Here is a 15,238-nt window from a genome sequence, read left to right as displayed (position 1 = left end):
GGGTGGGGAAAGAGCCCCGCGCAGCGGGGGCCGTTACTCCCCGCGGAGAGCGGACAGCTGGGCCGTGAACCAGTCCGTCGGCGGGAGCGCCGTGGCCGCGGCCGCCAGCCGCTTCGTGCGCTCCAGCCGCTCACCCGCCGGCATCAACAGCGCCGCGTGCAACGCCTGCGCCGTCGCCGACACGTCGTACGGGTTCACCGTCAGCGCGTCCTCGCGGAGCTCCTCGTACGCCCCCGCCCCCGACGACAGCACCAGCGCACACCCCGCCTCCGACACCACCGGGATCTCCTTCGCCACCAGGTTCATCCCGTCCCGCACCGGGTTGACCAGCGCCACGTCCGCCAGCCGGTACGCGGCCAGCGAGCGCGCGAAATCGTCCTCGACGGACACCAGCACCGGCTGCCAGTCGGCCGTCCCGAACTCCGCGTTGATCTCCTGCGCCAGCTCCCGCACCGACTGCGTGTACGCGCGGTAGACCTCCAGGTCCTGTCGCGACGGGTACGCCGAGGCCAGGTGGACCACCCGGTCCCGCCACTCGGGGTGCGCGGTCAGTAGCTCCCGGTAGGCCAGCAGCCCGCGCAGGATGTTCTTCGAGAGCTCGGTGCGGTCCACGCGGACGATGGTCGCCCGGCCGCCGACGTCGGCCCGCAGGGCGGCCAGCTTGTCGTCCACCACCGGCCGGTGCGCGAGCGCGCGCAGGTCGTCCGCGTCGACGCCCAGGGCGTACTGCCGCACCTCCGTGAAGCGCCGCGGACCGTACCCGGACCCGTCGGCGGCGGCCCTGTGGTGCCACACCCCGCGCTCCGGGGAGCCGCCGGGCAGGTGCGGCTGCGCGATGCCGACCGCGTCGTCCCGGTCCGCCCCGGCGATGAACTCCGCCGACCAGCGCCAGGTGTGGAAGCCCAGCTGGTCCGCGCCGAGCATGCCCCACACGAGCTGTCCGCGCACGTCGTCCGGCAGCATGTCGAGGAACTCCCGCGAGGCCCACGGCGTGTGCGTGAAGTGCGCGATGCGCAGGTCGGGCCGCAGCTCGCGCAACTGCCCCGGGACCAGCGCCAGGTGGTAGTCCTGCACCAGGACGCACGCCCCCTCGGCGGCCTCTTCGGCCAGGGCCTCGGCGAAGGCCCGGTTGTACGCCGCGTACGAGTCCCATTGCCGCCGGAACCGGGCGTCGAAGACAGGCTCGCGCGGGACGTCGTACAGGTGGTGGTGGGTGAACCACAGCACCGAGTTCGCGATGCCGTTGTACGCGTCGTCGTACGTCGTGGGATCGATGTCCAGCATCCGGACGCCGGGCTCGCAGACGCCCCGCCGGACCGCCTCCCGGTCCGCCTCCGACAGCGCCGCGCAGATCCACAGGGCCTCCGGCTGTCGGGCCAGGGCGGCGGAGAGGCCGGAGACGAGGCCGCCGCCGCCGCGCCGGGCCGTGAGGGTGTCGTCTTCGCCGAGTTGGTAGGAGAGGGGGCCGCGGTTCGCTGCAACGAGTACCTGGGAAGCCATGCCGCGAACCTAGCCCGGGGCCCGCCCGCTCAAACGTCAGTTCCCTCACGCCACCCTGCGGCCGGAGTACTCCTTGACCTCGGCCATCGGCGGCCGCTCCTCGGTGTCCACGGCGTACGTCCGCGGCACGAACCCGTTCGGCCCGCGCTCGAACTGCGTCAACTCGGGGCGTACGAGGTGCCCGCGCGAGAGCCGCAGCTGCGCCGTCCGGTAGATCGCCGCGGCCATGCGGCCCAGCGCCCGGCCGTCCTGATGGCGGTGGAGCCGTACGCCCACGTCCACCTGGGCCAGCGCGTCCAGTCCGACGGTGTGCAGCGCGTCGACCAGCAGGCCCAGCTCGACGCCGTACCCGACGGGGAAGGGCAAACGTTCCAGCAGGGTGCGCCGCACGGCGTACTCACCGCCCAGCGGCTGGACGAACCCGGCCAGCTGCGGCCAGTGGAGGTTGAGCAGCGGCCGGGCGACCAGCTCGGTCACCCGACCCCCCTGGGCAGGGGCTTTGCCGGGGGCGGGCCCGTCGGCGTCGGCGCCGAAGGGGCGGTCGTACATCGCCTTGACGAACTCGACGTCCGGCTCCGTCAGCAGCGGGCCGACGATCCCGGACACGAACGTGGACGAGAAGTCCCGCAGGTCGGCGTCCACGAAGCAGACGATGTCGCCGCTGGTCACCAGCAGCGAGCGCCACAAGACCTCGCCCTTGCCGGGCAGGGCCGGGATCCGCGGCAGGATGTCGTCGCGGTGCACCACCCGGGCGCCGGCCTTCGCGGCCACTTCGGCGGTCCGGTCGGTGGAGCCCGAGTCGATCACGACGAGTTCGTCGACGAGCGGCCCCGCCGGCCCGTCGATCAGATCGCGCCGGATCACCTCGACGATGGCGCCGACCGTCTCTTCCTCGTCGAGCGCGGGCAGGACGACGCTGACCGTGGCGCCTGCCGCCCGTTTGGCGGAAAGCAGCTGGTCGAGCGGTCGGTCGGCCGCGGACCAGGAGCGGTCCGCAAACCAGCGCTCCACCTCTTCCAGCACGTTCGGCACTCCTCGGTAATCGTTGACGCTCGGCATTTTCAGCCGAAAAGTGATCCATCTCGCGGTTCGGACGGCTGTCTCAACCACCCGGACCTTCAGTTACAGTCTTGAACAACGCGAAGGACCACCGCATGCCGGGGGTCCCCGCGCACAAACGCCCGGACGCGCCATGGAGCGCGCGAACCCGGTGCCATACCGCTCATCCAGAGGGGCAGAGGGACACGGCCCGTTGAAGCCCCGGCAACCCTCCAGTCGGTTCTCGCGCTTGCTTGCAGCAGCGAGGTCCCCGGCTAGGGAAGGTGCCAATTCCGTCTCATGGCGAAGTGCGCCATGGGGAAGATGAGGAGAAAGGGCCTCGCCATCATGGCTGCACAGACTGTTGCCACCTCTGTCGATCTCGGACCTGCCACCGGCCTCTCGTGTCGTGAGTGCGGTACCCGTTTCGAACTCGGACCCATCTTCGCCTGCGTCGAGTGTTTCGGTCCGCTGGAAGTCGCCTACGACCTGCCCACCGGCGACCCCGAAGCCCTGCGCGCCGCGATCGAGGCCGGCCCGAACAACATCTGGCGCTACGCCCCGCTGCTGCCCGTCCCCGCTGACGTGGCCGCCAAGCCCAGCCTGAACCCCGGCTTCACCAAGCTCGTGGACGCGGCCAACCTGGCCAAGGAGCTCGGCATCACCGGGAAGCTCTACGTCAAGGACGACTCCGGCAACCCGACGCACTCCTTCAAGGACCGCGTCGTGGCCATCGCCGTCGAGGCCGCCCGCGCCTTCGGCTTCACCACCCTGTCCTGCTCCTCCACCGGCAACCTGGCCGGCGCCGTCGGCGCCGCGGCCGCCCGGGCCGGCTTCCGCTCCTGCGTGTTCATCCCGCACGACCTGGAGCAGGGCAAGGTCGTCATGGCCGGTGTGTACGGCGGCGACCTGGTCGGCATCGAAGGCAACTACGACGACGTCAACCGCTTCTGCTCCGAGCTCATCGGCGACCCGCTGGGCGAGGGCTGGGGCTTCGTCAACGTCAACCTGCGCCCCTACTACGGCGAGGGTTCCAAGACCCTCGCCTACGAGATCTGCGAGCAGCTCGGCTGGCAGCTGCCCGACCAGATCGTGATCCCGATCGCGTCCGGCTCGCAGCTGACGAAGATCGACAAGGGTCTGCAGGAGCTGATCAAGCTCGGGCTGGTCGAGGACAAGCCGTACAAGATCTTCGGCGCCCAGGCCGAGGGCTGCTCCCCGGTGTCGACCGCCTTCAAGGCCGGCCACGACGTGGTCCGCCCGCAGAAGCCGAACACCATCGCCAAGTCGCTCGCCATCGGCAACCCGGCCGACGGCCCGTACGTCCTGGACATCGCCCGCCGCACCGGCGGCTACGTCGAGGACGTCACCGACGAGCAGGTCGTCGAGGCCATCAAGATCCTCGCGCAGGCCGAGGGCATCTTCGCCGAGACCGCGGGCGGCGTGACCGTCGGCGTGACCAAGAAGCTCATCGAGAACGGCCAGCTCGACCCGGCGCTGACCACGGTGGTCCTGAACACCGGTGACGGCCTCAAGACCCTGGAGGCGGTGGCCGCGGACAGCGGGCAGACCGCCACCATCCGCCCGAGCCTGGACGCGTTCCGCGCCGCCGGCCTGGCCTGATCCCCGATCCCCCTCGTACCCGGAAAGGCAGTAGCGCCATGAGCGTCAACGTCCGCATCCCCACCATCCTGCGCACCTACACCGGCGGCCAGGCCGAGGTCACGGCCGAGGGCGCGACCCTCTCCGAGGTCATCGCCTCCCTTGAGGTGAACCACCCGGGCATCGCCGCGCGCGTCCTGGACGACCAGGGCAAGCTGCGCCGGTTCGTGAACGTCTACGTCAACGACGACGACGTGCGCTTCGAGGGCGGTCTGGACGCGGTGACGCCGGACGGCGCCGGTGTCTCGATCATTCCCGCCGTCGCGGGCGGCTGCTGACGCAACAACCCCTGAATTACCCCCTCCGGTAAAAGCGGAGGGGGTAATTCTGCTTGGTTGGGCGCGGTAAGGTTGGGGAAGTCCCCTCCGCTGGACTTGCCCGCTGCATATGAGCGGGTCGCGTGAGGGTTGACATTGAGTCAATGTGCAAGTGCGGTATGGGGCTTTGGCGAGATATGCCGGGTCCGAGTTGCCCGGGAATATGCCAACTTTTCACTTTATTTCAATGTATCCCCGTGTCCAGATTTCTCGTCGGATTGACCTGTTGCAGACAGCAGCGGTGCAGATACATTCAGCCCCGGTCGAGGCGTTCCGGCGCAAGTTCTGACCCGGGACCGCGAAGTGCGGTCCCGCGCAAGGGCCAGTAATAGGGGAGTTAGGCATGGCTCAGGGCACCGTCAAGTGGTTCAACGCGGAGAAGGGCTACGGCTTCATCGCGGTCGACGGTGGTGCGGATGTGTTCGTCCACTACAGCGCCATCCAGATGGACGGGTACCGCACCCTTGAAGAGGGTCAGCGGGTCGAGTTCGAGATCTCGCAGGGCCAGAAGGGTCCGCAGGCGGACATGGTCAAGCTCGCCGTCTAGTCCCGGCGCGATCGACCACCGACGCATACGCACGAAGGGTCCGCATCCTTGAGGAGGGATGCGGGCCCTTCGTGCTGCCCGCACCGCGCCGGGCGGGCTTCGTGGAAGCCGCTTGCACTCAAGGGGGTCGAGTGCTAATCATTGGCGTTAGCACTCTCGTGCTGAGAGTGCTACTACACAGGACCGGGTCGGTGAGGCCCGCAGGGTCCGGCGGGAAGGAACCGCCGGGCACGCAGGCCGTCCGTCGCGGGCGCGGGCGCGGTCCGGAGCAATCCAACCCTCCCCCCACGCCGGCGGCGCAGGGGGAACCCCAGTCCTGGAGGACCACTTCAGATGGCCAAGATCATTGCGTTCGACGAGGAGGCCCGGCGCGGCCTTGAGCGCGGTATGAACCAGCTCGCCGACGCCGTCAAGGTCACCCTTGGCCCCAAGGGTCGCAACGTCGTCCTTGAGAAGAAGTGGGGCGCCCCCACGATCACCAACGATGGTGTTTCCATCGCCAAGGAGATCGAGCTCGAGGACCCGTACGAGAAGATCGGCGCCGAGCTGGTCAAGGAAGTCGCCAAGAAGACGGACGACGTCGCCGGCGACGGTACGACCACCGCCACCGTGCTCGCCCAGGCGCTCGTACGCGAGGGCCTGCGCAACGTGGCCGCCGGCGCCAACCCGATGGCCCTCAAGCGTGGCATCGAGAAGGCCGTCGAGGCCGTCTCCGGCGCCCTGCTGGAGCAGGCGAAGGATGTCGAGACCAAGGAGCAGATCGCTTCTACGGCCTCCATCTCCGCCGCTGACACCCAGATCGGCGAGCTCATCGCCGAGGCCATGGACAAGGTCGGCAAGGAAGGCGTCATCACCGTCGAGGAGTCCCAGACCTTCGGTCTGGAGCTGGAGCTCACCGAGGGCATGCGCTTCGACAAGGGCTACATCTCGGCGTACTTCGCCACCGACATGGAGCGTATGGAGGCGTCCCTGGACGACCCGTACATCCTCATCGTCAACTCCAAGATCGGCAACGTGAAGGACCTCCTTCCGCTGCTTGAGAAGGTCATGCAGTCCGGCAAGCCGCTGCTGATCATCGCCGAGGACGTCGAGGGCGAGGCCCTGTCGACCCTGGTCGTCAACAAGATCCGCGGCACCTTCAAGTCCGTGGCCGTCAAGGCCCCGGGCTTCGGCGACCGCCGCAAGGCCATGCTCGGTGACATCGCCATCCTCACGGGCGGCACGGTCATCTCCGAGGAGGTCGGCCTCAAGCTGGAGAACGCGGGCCTCGACCTGCTCGGCCGCGCCCGCAAGGTCGTCATCTCCAAGGACGAGACCACGATCGTCGACGGCGCCGGTGACAGCGACCAGGTCCAGGGTCGCGTCAACCAGATCCGTGCCGAGATCGAGAACTCCGACTCGGACTACGACCGCGAGAAGCTCCAGGAGCGCCTCGCGAAGCTGGCCGGCGGCGTGGCCGTCATCAAGGCCGGTGCCGCGACCGAGGTGGAGCTCAAGGAGCGCAAGCACCGCATCGAGGACGCCGTCCGCAACGCGAAGGCTGCCGTCGAGGAGGGCATCGTCGCCGGTGGTGGCGTGGCCCTGCTCCAGGCCTCCGCGGTCTTCGAGAAGCTCGACCTGTCGGGTGACGAGGCGACCGGCGCCAACGCCGTGAAGCTCGCCCTGGAGGCTCCGCTCAAGCAGATCGCCGTCAACGGTGGTCTTGAGGGTGGCGTCGTCGTGGAGAAGGTCCGCAACCTGACCGTCGGCTGGGGCCTGAACGCCGCGACCGGCGAGTACGTGGACATGATCGCCGAGGGCATCATCGACCCGGCGAAGGTCACGCGCTCCGCTCTGCAGAACGCCGCGTCCATCGCCGCGCTGTTCCTGACGACCGAGGCCGTCATCGCCGACAAGCCGGAGAAGGCCGGCGCGGGCGCGCCGGGCGGCATGCCGGGCGGTGACATGGACTTCTGATCGGCCCCGCGCTGATCGGCTGTTCTCGACCGAGGGCGGTACTCCCGTACGGGGGTGCCGCCCTCGGTCGTTTGTGGGTGTCCTAGAAGCCCGAACTGTCGACGTCGAAGCCGAACGAGCTCGGCCTTGAAGCCGTCAGGCGTGTCCATCTCCGCAACGGTGCGCAGGAGCGTCTCGAACGTCGGCGGCGCCGCGTGTTCCATCGGTGTGGCCCGTTCGGTCATGATCGTCACCGTCGCCTTCCGCGTGGCGTGCTGCGCACTGGCTGCGCTGCTCGTTCCAGGCTGGTGGCGGGCGGGCGGACCCGCCCGGTCCCCGAGACGGATCACCGCCGATCGGGTGCCTTTGGTTGACTGGAGGTATGAGCGATCTCTTCGTCAAGATCTGCGGCCTGAAGACCGCGCACGACGTCGACACGGCCGTGGCCGCCGGGGCCGACGCCGTCGGGTTCGTCTTCGCGCCGGGGAGCCCCCGAACCGTCGACGCCGCCACGGCGCTGGAGCTCGCCGCCCGGGTCCCGGCCGGGGTCCTCACCGTCGGGGTGTTCCGGGGGCAGCCGGTCGACGAGGTGCGGCGGCTGACCGAGGAGAGCGGCGTACGGGGAGTGCAGCTGCACGGCGACGAGGGCCCGGAGTACTACGAGGCGCTGCGCGCCGAGGGCCGGACCCTGCTGCGGGCCACCGCCCAGCACGTCGGGCGCTGCGGGGAGTACGGGGAGGACCTGCTGCTGATCGACGCGCCGGACCCCGGCTCCGGCAAGCCGTGGAACTGGGGGTCGGACGAGTTCGCAGCCCCCGGGGGCCACTGGCTGCTGGCCGGCGGGCTCACCCCGGGCAACGTCCGGGAGGCCGTGGAAACCACCGGCGCCTGGGGCGTGGACGTGTCCAGCGGGGTGGAGAGCGCCCGGGGGGTGAAGTCCCGCGACCTCATCCGCTCCTTCATCGAGGCCGCCCGGCGCTAGTACCGCCGGGCGACGGCTGTCGGGTCAGTGCGACGCGTTGTTGAGGCAGGCCACGTCGTACTGGGATACCGAGCGGGGGTTGGTGGAGTTCTGCGGCTGTTCGCCCGCGTAGTGGGTGCCGGCGATGCCGTCCTCGTTGAAGGCGGAGCCGCGGGCGCTCGCGGAGTGGCCGGGGCGGGCGGAGTCCGCCAGCCCCTCGCAGGACGCGCCCGGTTGGCCGGCGAAGGCGGGGGCAGCGGCGATACCCGCCGCGCCGGTGAGTAGAGCGGCGGAGGCCAGCGCGAGGGCCGCCCGTTTCACGGGGTTCGTGACCGGGTTCATGATCGTTCCTCCTTTCGCGGAACGCCTGTGCATCACGTACGTCCGTACGCCGGGAAGGGATTGCCCGCCGGCGTCGCGGGCTAGCCTGTAGCCGGGGGGATCATGGATCAGAGACCGCCGCTCGCGGAGCGGCTCCGGCACTACACCGCGGTCACGGCGGCCTGCGCGCTCACCACCGTCGTGGTGCTGTACGCGGTCCTGTGCGCGAAGTTGGCGGACGACACCCCGTCCGACGCGTACGGCACGGGCAGCCCTCCGCGCGGTTTCGGCATCCTGGCAGCGTCCACGGTGGTCGGCGCGCTGGCAGCAGCCGTCCTGTGGTGGTACGTCGTACGGGGCCGCCGGCACCGCTCGGCGCTCGGCCGGGCGGCGGCCGTCGCACTCGCCCTCGTCGCGCTGGGGCCCGGCTGGCTCGGCTTCTCGTGGATGCGCGGCCCGCAGATGGACCTCTTCGGCTACCAGGTCCCGGACGGCGGGGCCCTGGAGAAGCCGCTCGGCTCCTGGGCGTTCGAGCACAGCTCGGGGGCCGTGATCCGGGTCCGCGCGGACGGCGTCACGGCCTACAACGGGGAGGGCCGCCACGGCGGCGGATTCCGCGCCCCGGACGGCGGCGCGGTGTGCGCGATGAGCGACGACGCGCCGTCCGGGACCGGCCTCGTCACCCTGACCACGGCGGAGAGCGAGTGCGGCAACAGCCTGGTGGCGGTGCGCACGGAGTCCGGCGAGAAGCGCTGGACGAAGGACATCCCGAAGCTCGTGGGCAAGCCGTCCGCGGGCGGCAACCTCGCCGTGGCCGCGACGACGGACGCCGTGCTCGCCCACGACCTGGACACGGGCGCGGAGCTCTGGCGCTTCCCACTGCCCGCGGGCGCCGTCGTCTCGCAGGTCGCGGCCGGACCCGACCGGGTCCTGTTCCTGGCGCGGACCGAAGGGGGCAGCGAGCTGTCCGCCCTGGACGCCCGCACCGGATCCCGCTCCTGGCAGGCCCTGCTTCCCGACGGTTACGGGGCCCCGGGCATCGTGTCGGCTTCCCCGGCGGCCGCCGTCGCGGACGGGCGCCTGCTGCTGTTCGACGAGACGGGCCGACCGCGCACCGACCCGGAGCCGCCGTTCCACCTGGGCCCGGACACGGCCCGGCTGGTCGTCGGCGACGTCCTGTACGCGGCGGTCCCCGAGCGGGAGAAGCGGGAGCTGCTGGCGGCCTACTCGCTGAAGGACGGCCGCCGGCTGTGGACGCGGGCCTTCGAGGGCGACTGGCAGGTCCGCGCCGTGGCCGTCGGCCGCAACGACCGGATCGCCGTGGTCACGCAGGGCGCGTACACCCACCTCTGGCACCTCGACCCCGGCACGGGCAAGCCCGGCGGGGAGTCGACGGTCCTGCGCGACCTCCCGCTGGGCACGTCCTTCGCCCTCTACGGCAGGACGTTCGTCAACCTCGACGCGGGCGGACGCCTCCCGCCGATCTTCGACGTGCGCCCGGCCTTCGGCTGGTGACCCGCATCAGAGGGCGGTGACGAAGGCCCCCCAGGCGGCCGCGCCGAAGACCAGGTGGGGCCCGTCCGGGACCTTGGAGTCCCGGACGGGGACGAGGTCGCTGTGCGCGTCACAGACCTCGACGCAGTCGCCGCCGTCACCGCCGCTGTGGGTGGACTTGCGCCAGGTGGCCATCTCCAGGCAGTTGCCGCCGTCGCCGCCGCTATAGCTGGACTTGTGCCAGGTGGCCGTCGACAGGTCGTACTCAAGCATGCTGGTCATGTGCGTAATCCTCCGCCGCGGACTCGATCATGGCCAGTGATTGGGCAGGTGACAGAGCACAGGCCATGAGGAGATCGTAGGTCAGCGCGTGGCGGCCAACTGTTGCCGGATCGTCCAGCAGTTGACCCATTCCGATACCTTCGACGTAGGCGAGCGGAGGTGCGTCCACAAAGGACATCAGCTTGAGGGAGCCGTGCAGGCCCGCGTGGGCGCCTACACCGAACGGAATCACCTGGGTGATGATGCGGCGCGCTCGGCCCAGAGTTACAAGATGACGCAGGGCGTCGGCCATCACCTCCCGGCCGCCGACGACCCGCCGGAGCACCGCCTCGTCGAGCACGCACCACAACAAGGGTGTTGATGGGTCGGTGAGGAGCCGGGCTCGGCCCAGTCGGGCCTCGGTCAGTTCGTCGATGACGGCTTCCGGCGCGGTCGGCTGGTATGCGCGGAAGATCTCCCGTGCGTAGGCCTCCCGCTGGAGCAAGCCCGGGATGACCAGGGGCGCGTACTCCCTGATGGCCAGGGCCTCCGCCTCGGCCTCGGCGGCTTCCACGAAGTGGTCGGGGTACTTGGACTTGCCCTGCTTCCCGGCGTTGCGGGTGAAGAAGCCGCCCATACCCAGGATCTCGTCTATCGCCTTGGCGAGTTCGAGGGTGATCCGGCGGGTGCCCGCCTCCATCTGGCCGACGTACGAGCCGCTCACGAACAGCTTCTCGCCCAGTGCGGCCTGGCTCATGGCGGCGCGTTCGCGGGCCACGCGGAGTTCGGCTCCGAGGAGGGCGCGGGGTGAGGCGGGATCGAGGGGTTTTCCTGGCATGACAACTCCCGGTGCAACAGGTGCGGTTGCTGCGGTGACCCACTTGAAAGGCTAGCGGCGGTGTCGCCACGCTGTGTGGAGGAGCTGAATACTCAGGGTAGAAAGGTGACATGTCATGGTGCTCACGGCCAAGGAGCGGATGCAGGCGGCGGAGGAGGCCGTGCGGCAGCTGAGGGAGTCCCTCGCCGGGGTCGGGGTCACGCTCCCCTCGCTGGACGTGGACGGGGTCTCGGCGGCGGGGACGTACGGGCTGCCGTTGATCGACCTCGGGCGGTGCAACCTCACCACCGCACTCCGGTTGGCCGTCGTCCTGCACGAGCGGGCCCGCCCCGCGTGAGCGAGGCCGCCCTGGAAGGGTGCCTCGCGGCGGCACGGGCCTGGGAGTTCGAGCTGGCCTGGAAGCTGTGCTGGCTGGAGAAGGGCCTGGCCGGGCCCGGGTGGAGGAGGAGCGGGATGCCGCTCCAAGTGCGGGTGGAGCTGCACGAGGCCAGTGGGCTGTGGACCGCGGTCGGCGACGACGGGAAGCGGCGGGTCCGGGAGACGGCCGAGACGGCGGACGAGGCGACGGCCCTCGTCCACGAGGCGTTCGGGCTGAAGGCGTGGCGGCCGCAGCCGCCTCCGCCGCCCGGTTGGCACCGCTTCACGCTCGTCCACGGCCCGGTGGGCCGGACGCCCGGCTACGCGGATCCGCGCTACGACGCGATCAAGGCGCGGCCGCCGCAAGGCTGTGTGCCCGAGGACCTCAACGGCTCTTTCGGACTGCGGTGCGAGCGGCCCGGCGCGCGGCTGCTGGACGCCGTGGGGGAGTTGTGCGGTGAGATCCGGGCCGCGCACGGGCTGCTCATGAGCGACCTCGGCATCGAGAAGCTGTGGGAATGGTCGTCCGACGGCCCGGACGGCTGGGGCGCCGAGATCGTCGGGCAGCTCCTGCTGATGGCGGCCGAGCGGGGTCCGGAGCTCGGCTACGGTGTGGACGACCTGGTGTCCTTCCTGCGGACCGCTGCCGCCGGAAGTGCGGGCGGCTAGTCGGAGAAGTTCTTCAGCGCTTCGGTGTCGAGGGTGATGCCGACGGGGGCGGGGATCTCGACCATCTCGCCGTAGGCGTAGGCGGGGTCGTCCAGGTACTTGCCCTCTTCGGGCTCGCTGTAGACCATCAGACCGTGCCGCTCCCGGTCGATGAGTAGGTGGATCGGGATACCGGCCGCCGCGTAGCCGTCCCGCTTCTCGTTCCGGTCGCGACTGTCGGAGTCGGAGTTGTGGGAGGTGACCTCCACGACCATCAGGACGCCCGCCGGATCTGCCCACTCGCCTTGTCCGGCGAAGTGCGCCACGGGGGCGAGAACTCCGTCCGAGCGGGCGCGGCCGGTGCGGTACTGCTCGACCCTCAGCCCCTGCTCGGGATGCAGGTCGAGTTCGGGCCGGTGCTGCATGCACTGCCGGAGCAGCCACATGAAGATGGCCCCGTGGTCACCGTCGGGCACAGGCTTTACCCCTAGCTTTCCCGCAATGAATTCGAGCGTCACGGTTTCGGGAGCGCCGCGCTCAAGTGCTTCGAAGTCATCGAGGGACATCTGTGGGCGCTTGGTGGACCCTGCGGTCATGGAATCGCCTCCATGGTGCCTTGTGGGCTCCGGGCTGGACCGTCTGAAGCGCCATCTTCGACTCCGTTCGGCTACGGCTGGGGCAAACGCTAGGGGCATATGCCAGAGCGGAGCCGGCCGCTGGTCCAGGGTTAGCCTGATGGAGTGAGCGGCCTCCGGGCCGCGCTGACGCTAGTCCGTGCGGAGGCGGGCGTGGAGGTGTTCGTCGTGCCAGCCGTCCGCGTGGAGGAGGGCGCCGCGCATGGTGCCCTCCAGGGGGAAGCCGGCCTTCGTCGCGACGTGGCAGGACGCCGGGTTGCCCACGGAGTGGGTGATGCGCAGGCGGTGCAGGCCCAGTTCGTCGAAGGCCCAGCGGCTGACCCGGGTCATGGCCGCGGCCATGACGCCCCCGCCGCGGCCCGCGGGCAGCAGCCAGTACAGGAGCTCGCCGCTCCCGCCCGGGAGGTCGAGGTCGGCCAGGCCGATCAGGCCGACGGGCGGGCCGCCGGTGGTGGGCGCCACCGCCCAGATCGCGGCCTGCTCGGCGTGCCAGCGTTCCTGCCAGCGCTCGATCCGGGCCACGGCCTCGGCCGGGGACAGCAGTGGGGAGCGGTTCCAGTGGCGGATGTCCGGGTCGTGGCAGGACTCGACCAGCGCGGGGGCGTCGTACGCGGTCCACGGCCGCAGGTGGAGCGGGCCCGGCAGGTCCAGGACCGGCTGGGGGCGGGCCGTCATCCGGCCGGGCGGGACCACCGCGGCGATGCTCACGCCGCGTTGCGGAAGTGGGCCAGCAGGGCCTCGGCCTCGGCGGTGCTGCCCGTGATGGTGTCGAAGGCCGCGTCCGAGGGGACGGCCGGGCCCCACAGCCAGGCGTGGTGGCAGCTGAAGCAGAAGATTAGCTCGAACAGGGGCTGGTCGGCGGCGTCGTACGCACGCAGTCCCCAGCCCGGCGCGAAGCAGACGCGCGGCTCGCCGGGCGGCATGGACGAGATCAGCCCGAGCGAGTCGGCGGCTTCTCGGCCGGTCCAGCGGGAGACGACATCGCCGGTCATGGGGTCGCCGTAGCGCTCGGGGCGCGAGCAGAGGCGTACGACCTCGACGACAGCGGTGGCGGCAACGGCTTCGGCGGGGAGCTGCATCCTGGCAGTCTCCCGAACCCCGCTAGATTTTCGCTACAACCGGCTCCGTGGCCGGTTGGAGGGTGGCTGGAATTGCCTCATGATCGGCGTTGAGCTCGGTCAGCATCTGCCGGGTGAACCCGAAGAACCAGGTGGCGGCGAAGCCCACCAGGTAGCCGGCCAGCAGCCCGCCCGCGTAGATCGCCAGGTTCATGCCCAGGCCCGAAGAACCGTCCAGCAGCGGGAACAGCGCCCACCCCGACGGGCCGATGGCGGTGGCGCCGAAGGCGAACCCCAGCTGGTTGCAGAGCCCGACGAACGCCCCGCCCGCCGCGCCGCCCACACAGGCGGTGACGAAGGGGCGGCCCAGCGGGAGCGAGACCCCGTAGATCAGCGGTTCCCCGACGCCCAGGAAGCCCGCCGGGAGCGCTGACCTGATGGTCGTGCGCAGGGACCGGTTGTGCGGCAGCCGGCAGTAGACCGCGAGCGCCGCGCCGACCTGGCCCGCGCCCGCCATGGCGAGGATCGGCAGGAGGGCGGTGTGGCCGGTCTGCTCGATGAGGGTGGTGTGGATCGGGATCAGGGCCTGGTGCAGGCCCAGCATCACCAGTGGCAGGAACAGTCCGCCGAGGACCAGCCCGGCGAAGGCGCCGCCCGTGGCGAGCAGCCAGGTCGCGAAGGAGCCGATGGCGGTGGCGACCGCACCGGCGAGGAACATCAGGCCGAAAATCGTCACCAGGCCGGAGGCCAGGACGGTGACCGTGGGGGTGACCAGCGCGTCGAGCGACTCGGGAACCCACCTGCGGCACAGCTTCTCCACGCGGACGGCGAGGTACGCGGCCGCCAGGGCCCCGAGTACGCCGCCCTGCCCGGGGGAGAGGTGCTGGCCGAACGCGTCGATCTTCGCGACGCCCGGGAAGACGATGATCGCGGCGACGGCGCCGCCGAGGACCGGCGTGCCGCCGAACTCCTTGGCCGTGTTGTAGCCGACGAAGACCGCGATGAGCGACATGAACCCGGAGGCGATCGCGGCGAGCGCCGGGACGACGGCGGGCAGCCAACCCGTGTTCAGCAGTACCCCGTTGAGGCCGGCGATGATGCCGCAGCCGATGAGCGCCGGGATCAGGGGGACGAAGACGTTGGCGATGCGGCGCAGGAACAGCTTCACGGGGGTGCGGTTGCGGTCGTGTCGGGCCCGTTTCAACGCGGCGCCCTGGGTGGCGAGTTGCTCGGCGGTGACGGGCGTTCCGGCAGGGCCGGGCCGGTCGGGGGTGCGCGGGGGGCCGGTGGTGCCCGCGGCATCGGAGGTGGCGGGCTTGCCGGTGCCCGCCGGGCCGGTCAGGGCCGGGTTGCCCGCCGGTTCCGCCGTGGCCGGGTTGCCCGCCGGGCCGGCCGGGGAACGGCCCTGCTCGACCAGTGCCTCGAACTCCGGGGTGACCCGGGCGACGGTCCCCGGCCCCAGCACGATCTGGTAAGTGTCGTCCTCGACGACGCCCAGCACCGCGGGCAGCGCCCGCAGCGCCCGGTCGTCGACCAGAGAGCGGTCGTGCAGCGCGATGCGCAGCCGGGTCATGCAGTGCGCGATCGAGCTGATGTTGTCCGGGCCGCCGACCAGGGGGAGGATCGCGGCGGCTGTGGCGCGGTTCTTGTCAGTGGACATGTCGTG

Annotated in this window: 17 protein-coding genes and 1 riboswitch; of the genes, 8 read left to right on the top strand and 9 right to left on the bottom strand. The window is 70.8% G+C overall.

The features are described 5' to 3' along the window. Positions 1-33 precede the first annotated feature (33 nt). Together OG974_RS19705 and OG974_RS19700 are read right to left on the bottom strand one after the other, a co-directional pair. Positions 34-1,500: a trehalose-6-phosphate synthase gene (locus OG974_RS19705; protein WP_327284016.1), complete on the bottom strand. Its 1,467-nt coding sequence runs from the start codon at positions 1,498-1,500 to the stop codon at positions 34-36. 45 nt (positions 1,501-1,545) lie between these two features. After that, positions 1,546-2,523, bottom strand: coding sequence for a glucosyl-3-phosphoglycerate synthase (locus tag OG974_RS19700; RefSeq protein WP_327284015.1), 978 nt, complete (start codon positions 2,521-2,523; stop codon positions 1,546-1,548). A 196-nt stretch (positions 2,524-2,719) separates the two neighbouring features. Next, positions 2,720-2,869, top strand: a riboswitch (SAM riboswitch). 17 nt (positions 2,870-2,886) lie between these two features. Between OG974_RS19700 and thrC the strand changes: the two genes are divergently transcribed. From thrC to OG974_RS19675, 5 genes are all read left to right on the top strand, one after another. Continuing rightward, positions 2,887-4,161, top strand: coding sequence for a threonine synthase (gene thrC / locus OG974_RS19695; RefSeq protein WP_327284014.1), 1,275 nt, complete (start codon positions 2,887-2,889; stop codon positions 4,159-4,161). Positions 4,162-4,199: 38 nt separating this feature from the next. Further along, a complete protein-coding gene (locus tag OG974_RS19690) occupies positions 4,200-4,478 on the top strand; it encodes a MoaD/ThiS family protein (protein WP_327284013.1) in 279 nt (92 codons plus the stop codon). Between the two features lie 382 nt (positions 4,479-4,860). Next, entirely contained in the window at positions 4,861-5,064 is a 204-nt protein-coding gene (locus OG974_RS19685; protein WP_005315736.1) for a cold-shock protein, read from the top strand. Positions 5,065-5,397: 333 nt separating this feature from the next. Continuing rightward, positions 5,398-7,020, top strand: a complete 1,623-nt coding sequence (groL, locus tag OG974_RS19680) for a chaperonin GroEL (protein ID WP_327284012.1) — start codon at positions 5,398-5,400, stop codon at positions 7,018-7,020. Between the two features lie 361 nt (positions 7,021-7,381). Beyond that, positions 7,382-7,981, top strand: coding sequence for a phosphoribosylanthranilate isomerase (locus tag OG974_RS19675; protein ID WP_328763097.1), 600 nt, complete (start codon positions 7,382-7,384; stop codon positions 7,979-7,981). A gap of 24 nt (positions 7,982-8,005) precedes the next feature. On the opposite strand, the gene OG974_RS19670 is transcribed toward OG974_RS19675, so the two are convergent. Beyond that, on the bottom strand, positions 8,006-8,302 hold the full coding sequence (locus tag OG974_RS19670; RefSeq protein ID WP_328763096.1) for a hypothetical protein: 297 nt from the start codon (positions 8,300-8,302) through the stop codon (positions 8,006-8,008). A 102-nt stretch (positions 8,303-8,404) separates the two neighbouring features. Here OG974_RS19670 and OG974_RS19665 point away from each other — a divergent pair, with 102 nt between their 5' ends. Then, positions 8,405-9,796 (top strand): PQQ-binding-like beta-propeller repeat protein, encoded by a 1,392-nt coding sequence (locus OG974_RS19665; protein WP_328763095.1) that lies wholly within the window; start codon positions 8,405-8,407, stop codon positions 9,794-9,796. Positions 9,797-9,802: 6 nt separating this feature from the next. Here OG974_RS19665 and OG974_RS19660 read toward each other — a convergent pair whose 3' ends face one another. Both OG974_RS19660 and OG974_RS19655 read right to left on the bottom strand, forming a co-directional pair. Beyond that, positions 9,803-10,057: a DUF397 domain-containing protein gene (locus OG974_RS19660; protein ID WP_328763094.1), complete on the bottom strand. Its 255-nt coding sequence runs from the start codon at positions 10,055-10,057 to the stop codon at positions 9,803-9,805. Then, positions 10,041-10,874: a Scr1 family TA system antitoxin-like transcriptional regulator gene (locus OG974_RS19655; protein ID WP_371643914.1), complete on the bottom strand. Its 834-nt coding sequence runs from the start codon at positions 10,872-10,874 to the stop codon at positions 10,041-10,043. The genes OG974_RS19660 and OG974_RS19655 overlap by 17 nt, the downstream gene beginning before the upstream one ends. 115 nt (positions 10,875-10,989) lie before the next feature. Between OG974_RS19655 and OG974_RS19650 the strand changes: the two genes are divergently transcribed. After that, on the top strand, positions 10,990-11,211 hold the full coding sequence (locus OG974_RS19650) for a hypothetical protein (RefSeq protein ID WP_054225723.1): 222 nt from the start codon (positions 10,990-10,992) through the stop codon (positions 11,209-11,211). After that, entirely contained in the window at positions 11,208-11,900 is a 693-nt protein-coding gene (locus tag OG974_RS19645; protein WP_371643912.1) for a hypothetical protein, read from the top strand. Before OG974_RS19650 ends, OG974_RS19645 begins: the two co-directional genes overlap by 4 nt. Here OG974_RS19645 and OG974_RS19640 read toward each other — a convergent pair. The 4 genes from OG974_RS19640 to OG974_RS19625 all read right to left on the bottom strand — a co-directional run bounded on the left by OG974_RS19640 (position 11,897) and on the right by OG974_RS19625 (position 15,232). Then, positions 11,897-12,475, bottom strand: a complete 579-nt coding sequence (locus OG974_RS19640) for a Uma2 family endonuclease (protein ID WP_371643910.1) — start codon at positions 12,473-12,475, stop codon at positions 11,897-11,899. The two genes, OG974_RS19645 and OG974_RS19640, sit on opposite strands and share 4 nt — an antisense overlap. A gap of 171 nt (positions 12,476-12,646) precedes the next feature. Continuing rightward, positions 12,647-13,189 (bottom strand): GNAT family N-acetyltransferase, encoded by a 543-nt coding sequence (locus tag OG974_RS19635; RefSeq protein WP_371646864.1) that lies wholly within the window; start codon positions 13,187-13,189, stop codon positions 12,647-12,649. Positions 13,190-13,218: 29 nt separating this feature from the next. Next, on the bottom strand, positions 13,219-13,593 hold the full coding sequence (locus OG974_RS19630) for a hypothetical protein (RefSeq protein WP_327284002.1): 375 nt from the start codon (positions 13,591-13,593) through the stop codon (positions 13,219-13,221). 22 nt (positions 13,594-13,615) lie between these two features. Further along, a complete protein-coding gene (locus OG974_RS19625; protein WP_371643908.1) occupies positions 13,616-15,232 on the bottom strand; it encodes a PTS transporter subunit EIIC in 1,617 nt (538 codons plus the stop codon). Positions 15,233-15,238 lie beyond the last annotated feature (6 nt).

Source organism: Streptomyces sp. NBC_00597 (genome assembly GCF_041431095.1).
Lineage (GTDB): Bacteria > Actinomycetota > Actinomycetes > Streptomycetales > Streptomycetaceae > Streptomyces.
This window is presented reverse-complemented; position numbering and strand designations above follow the sequence as displayed.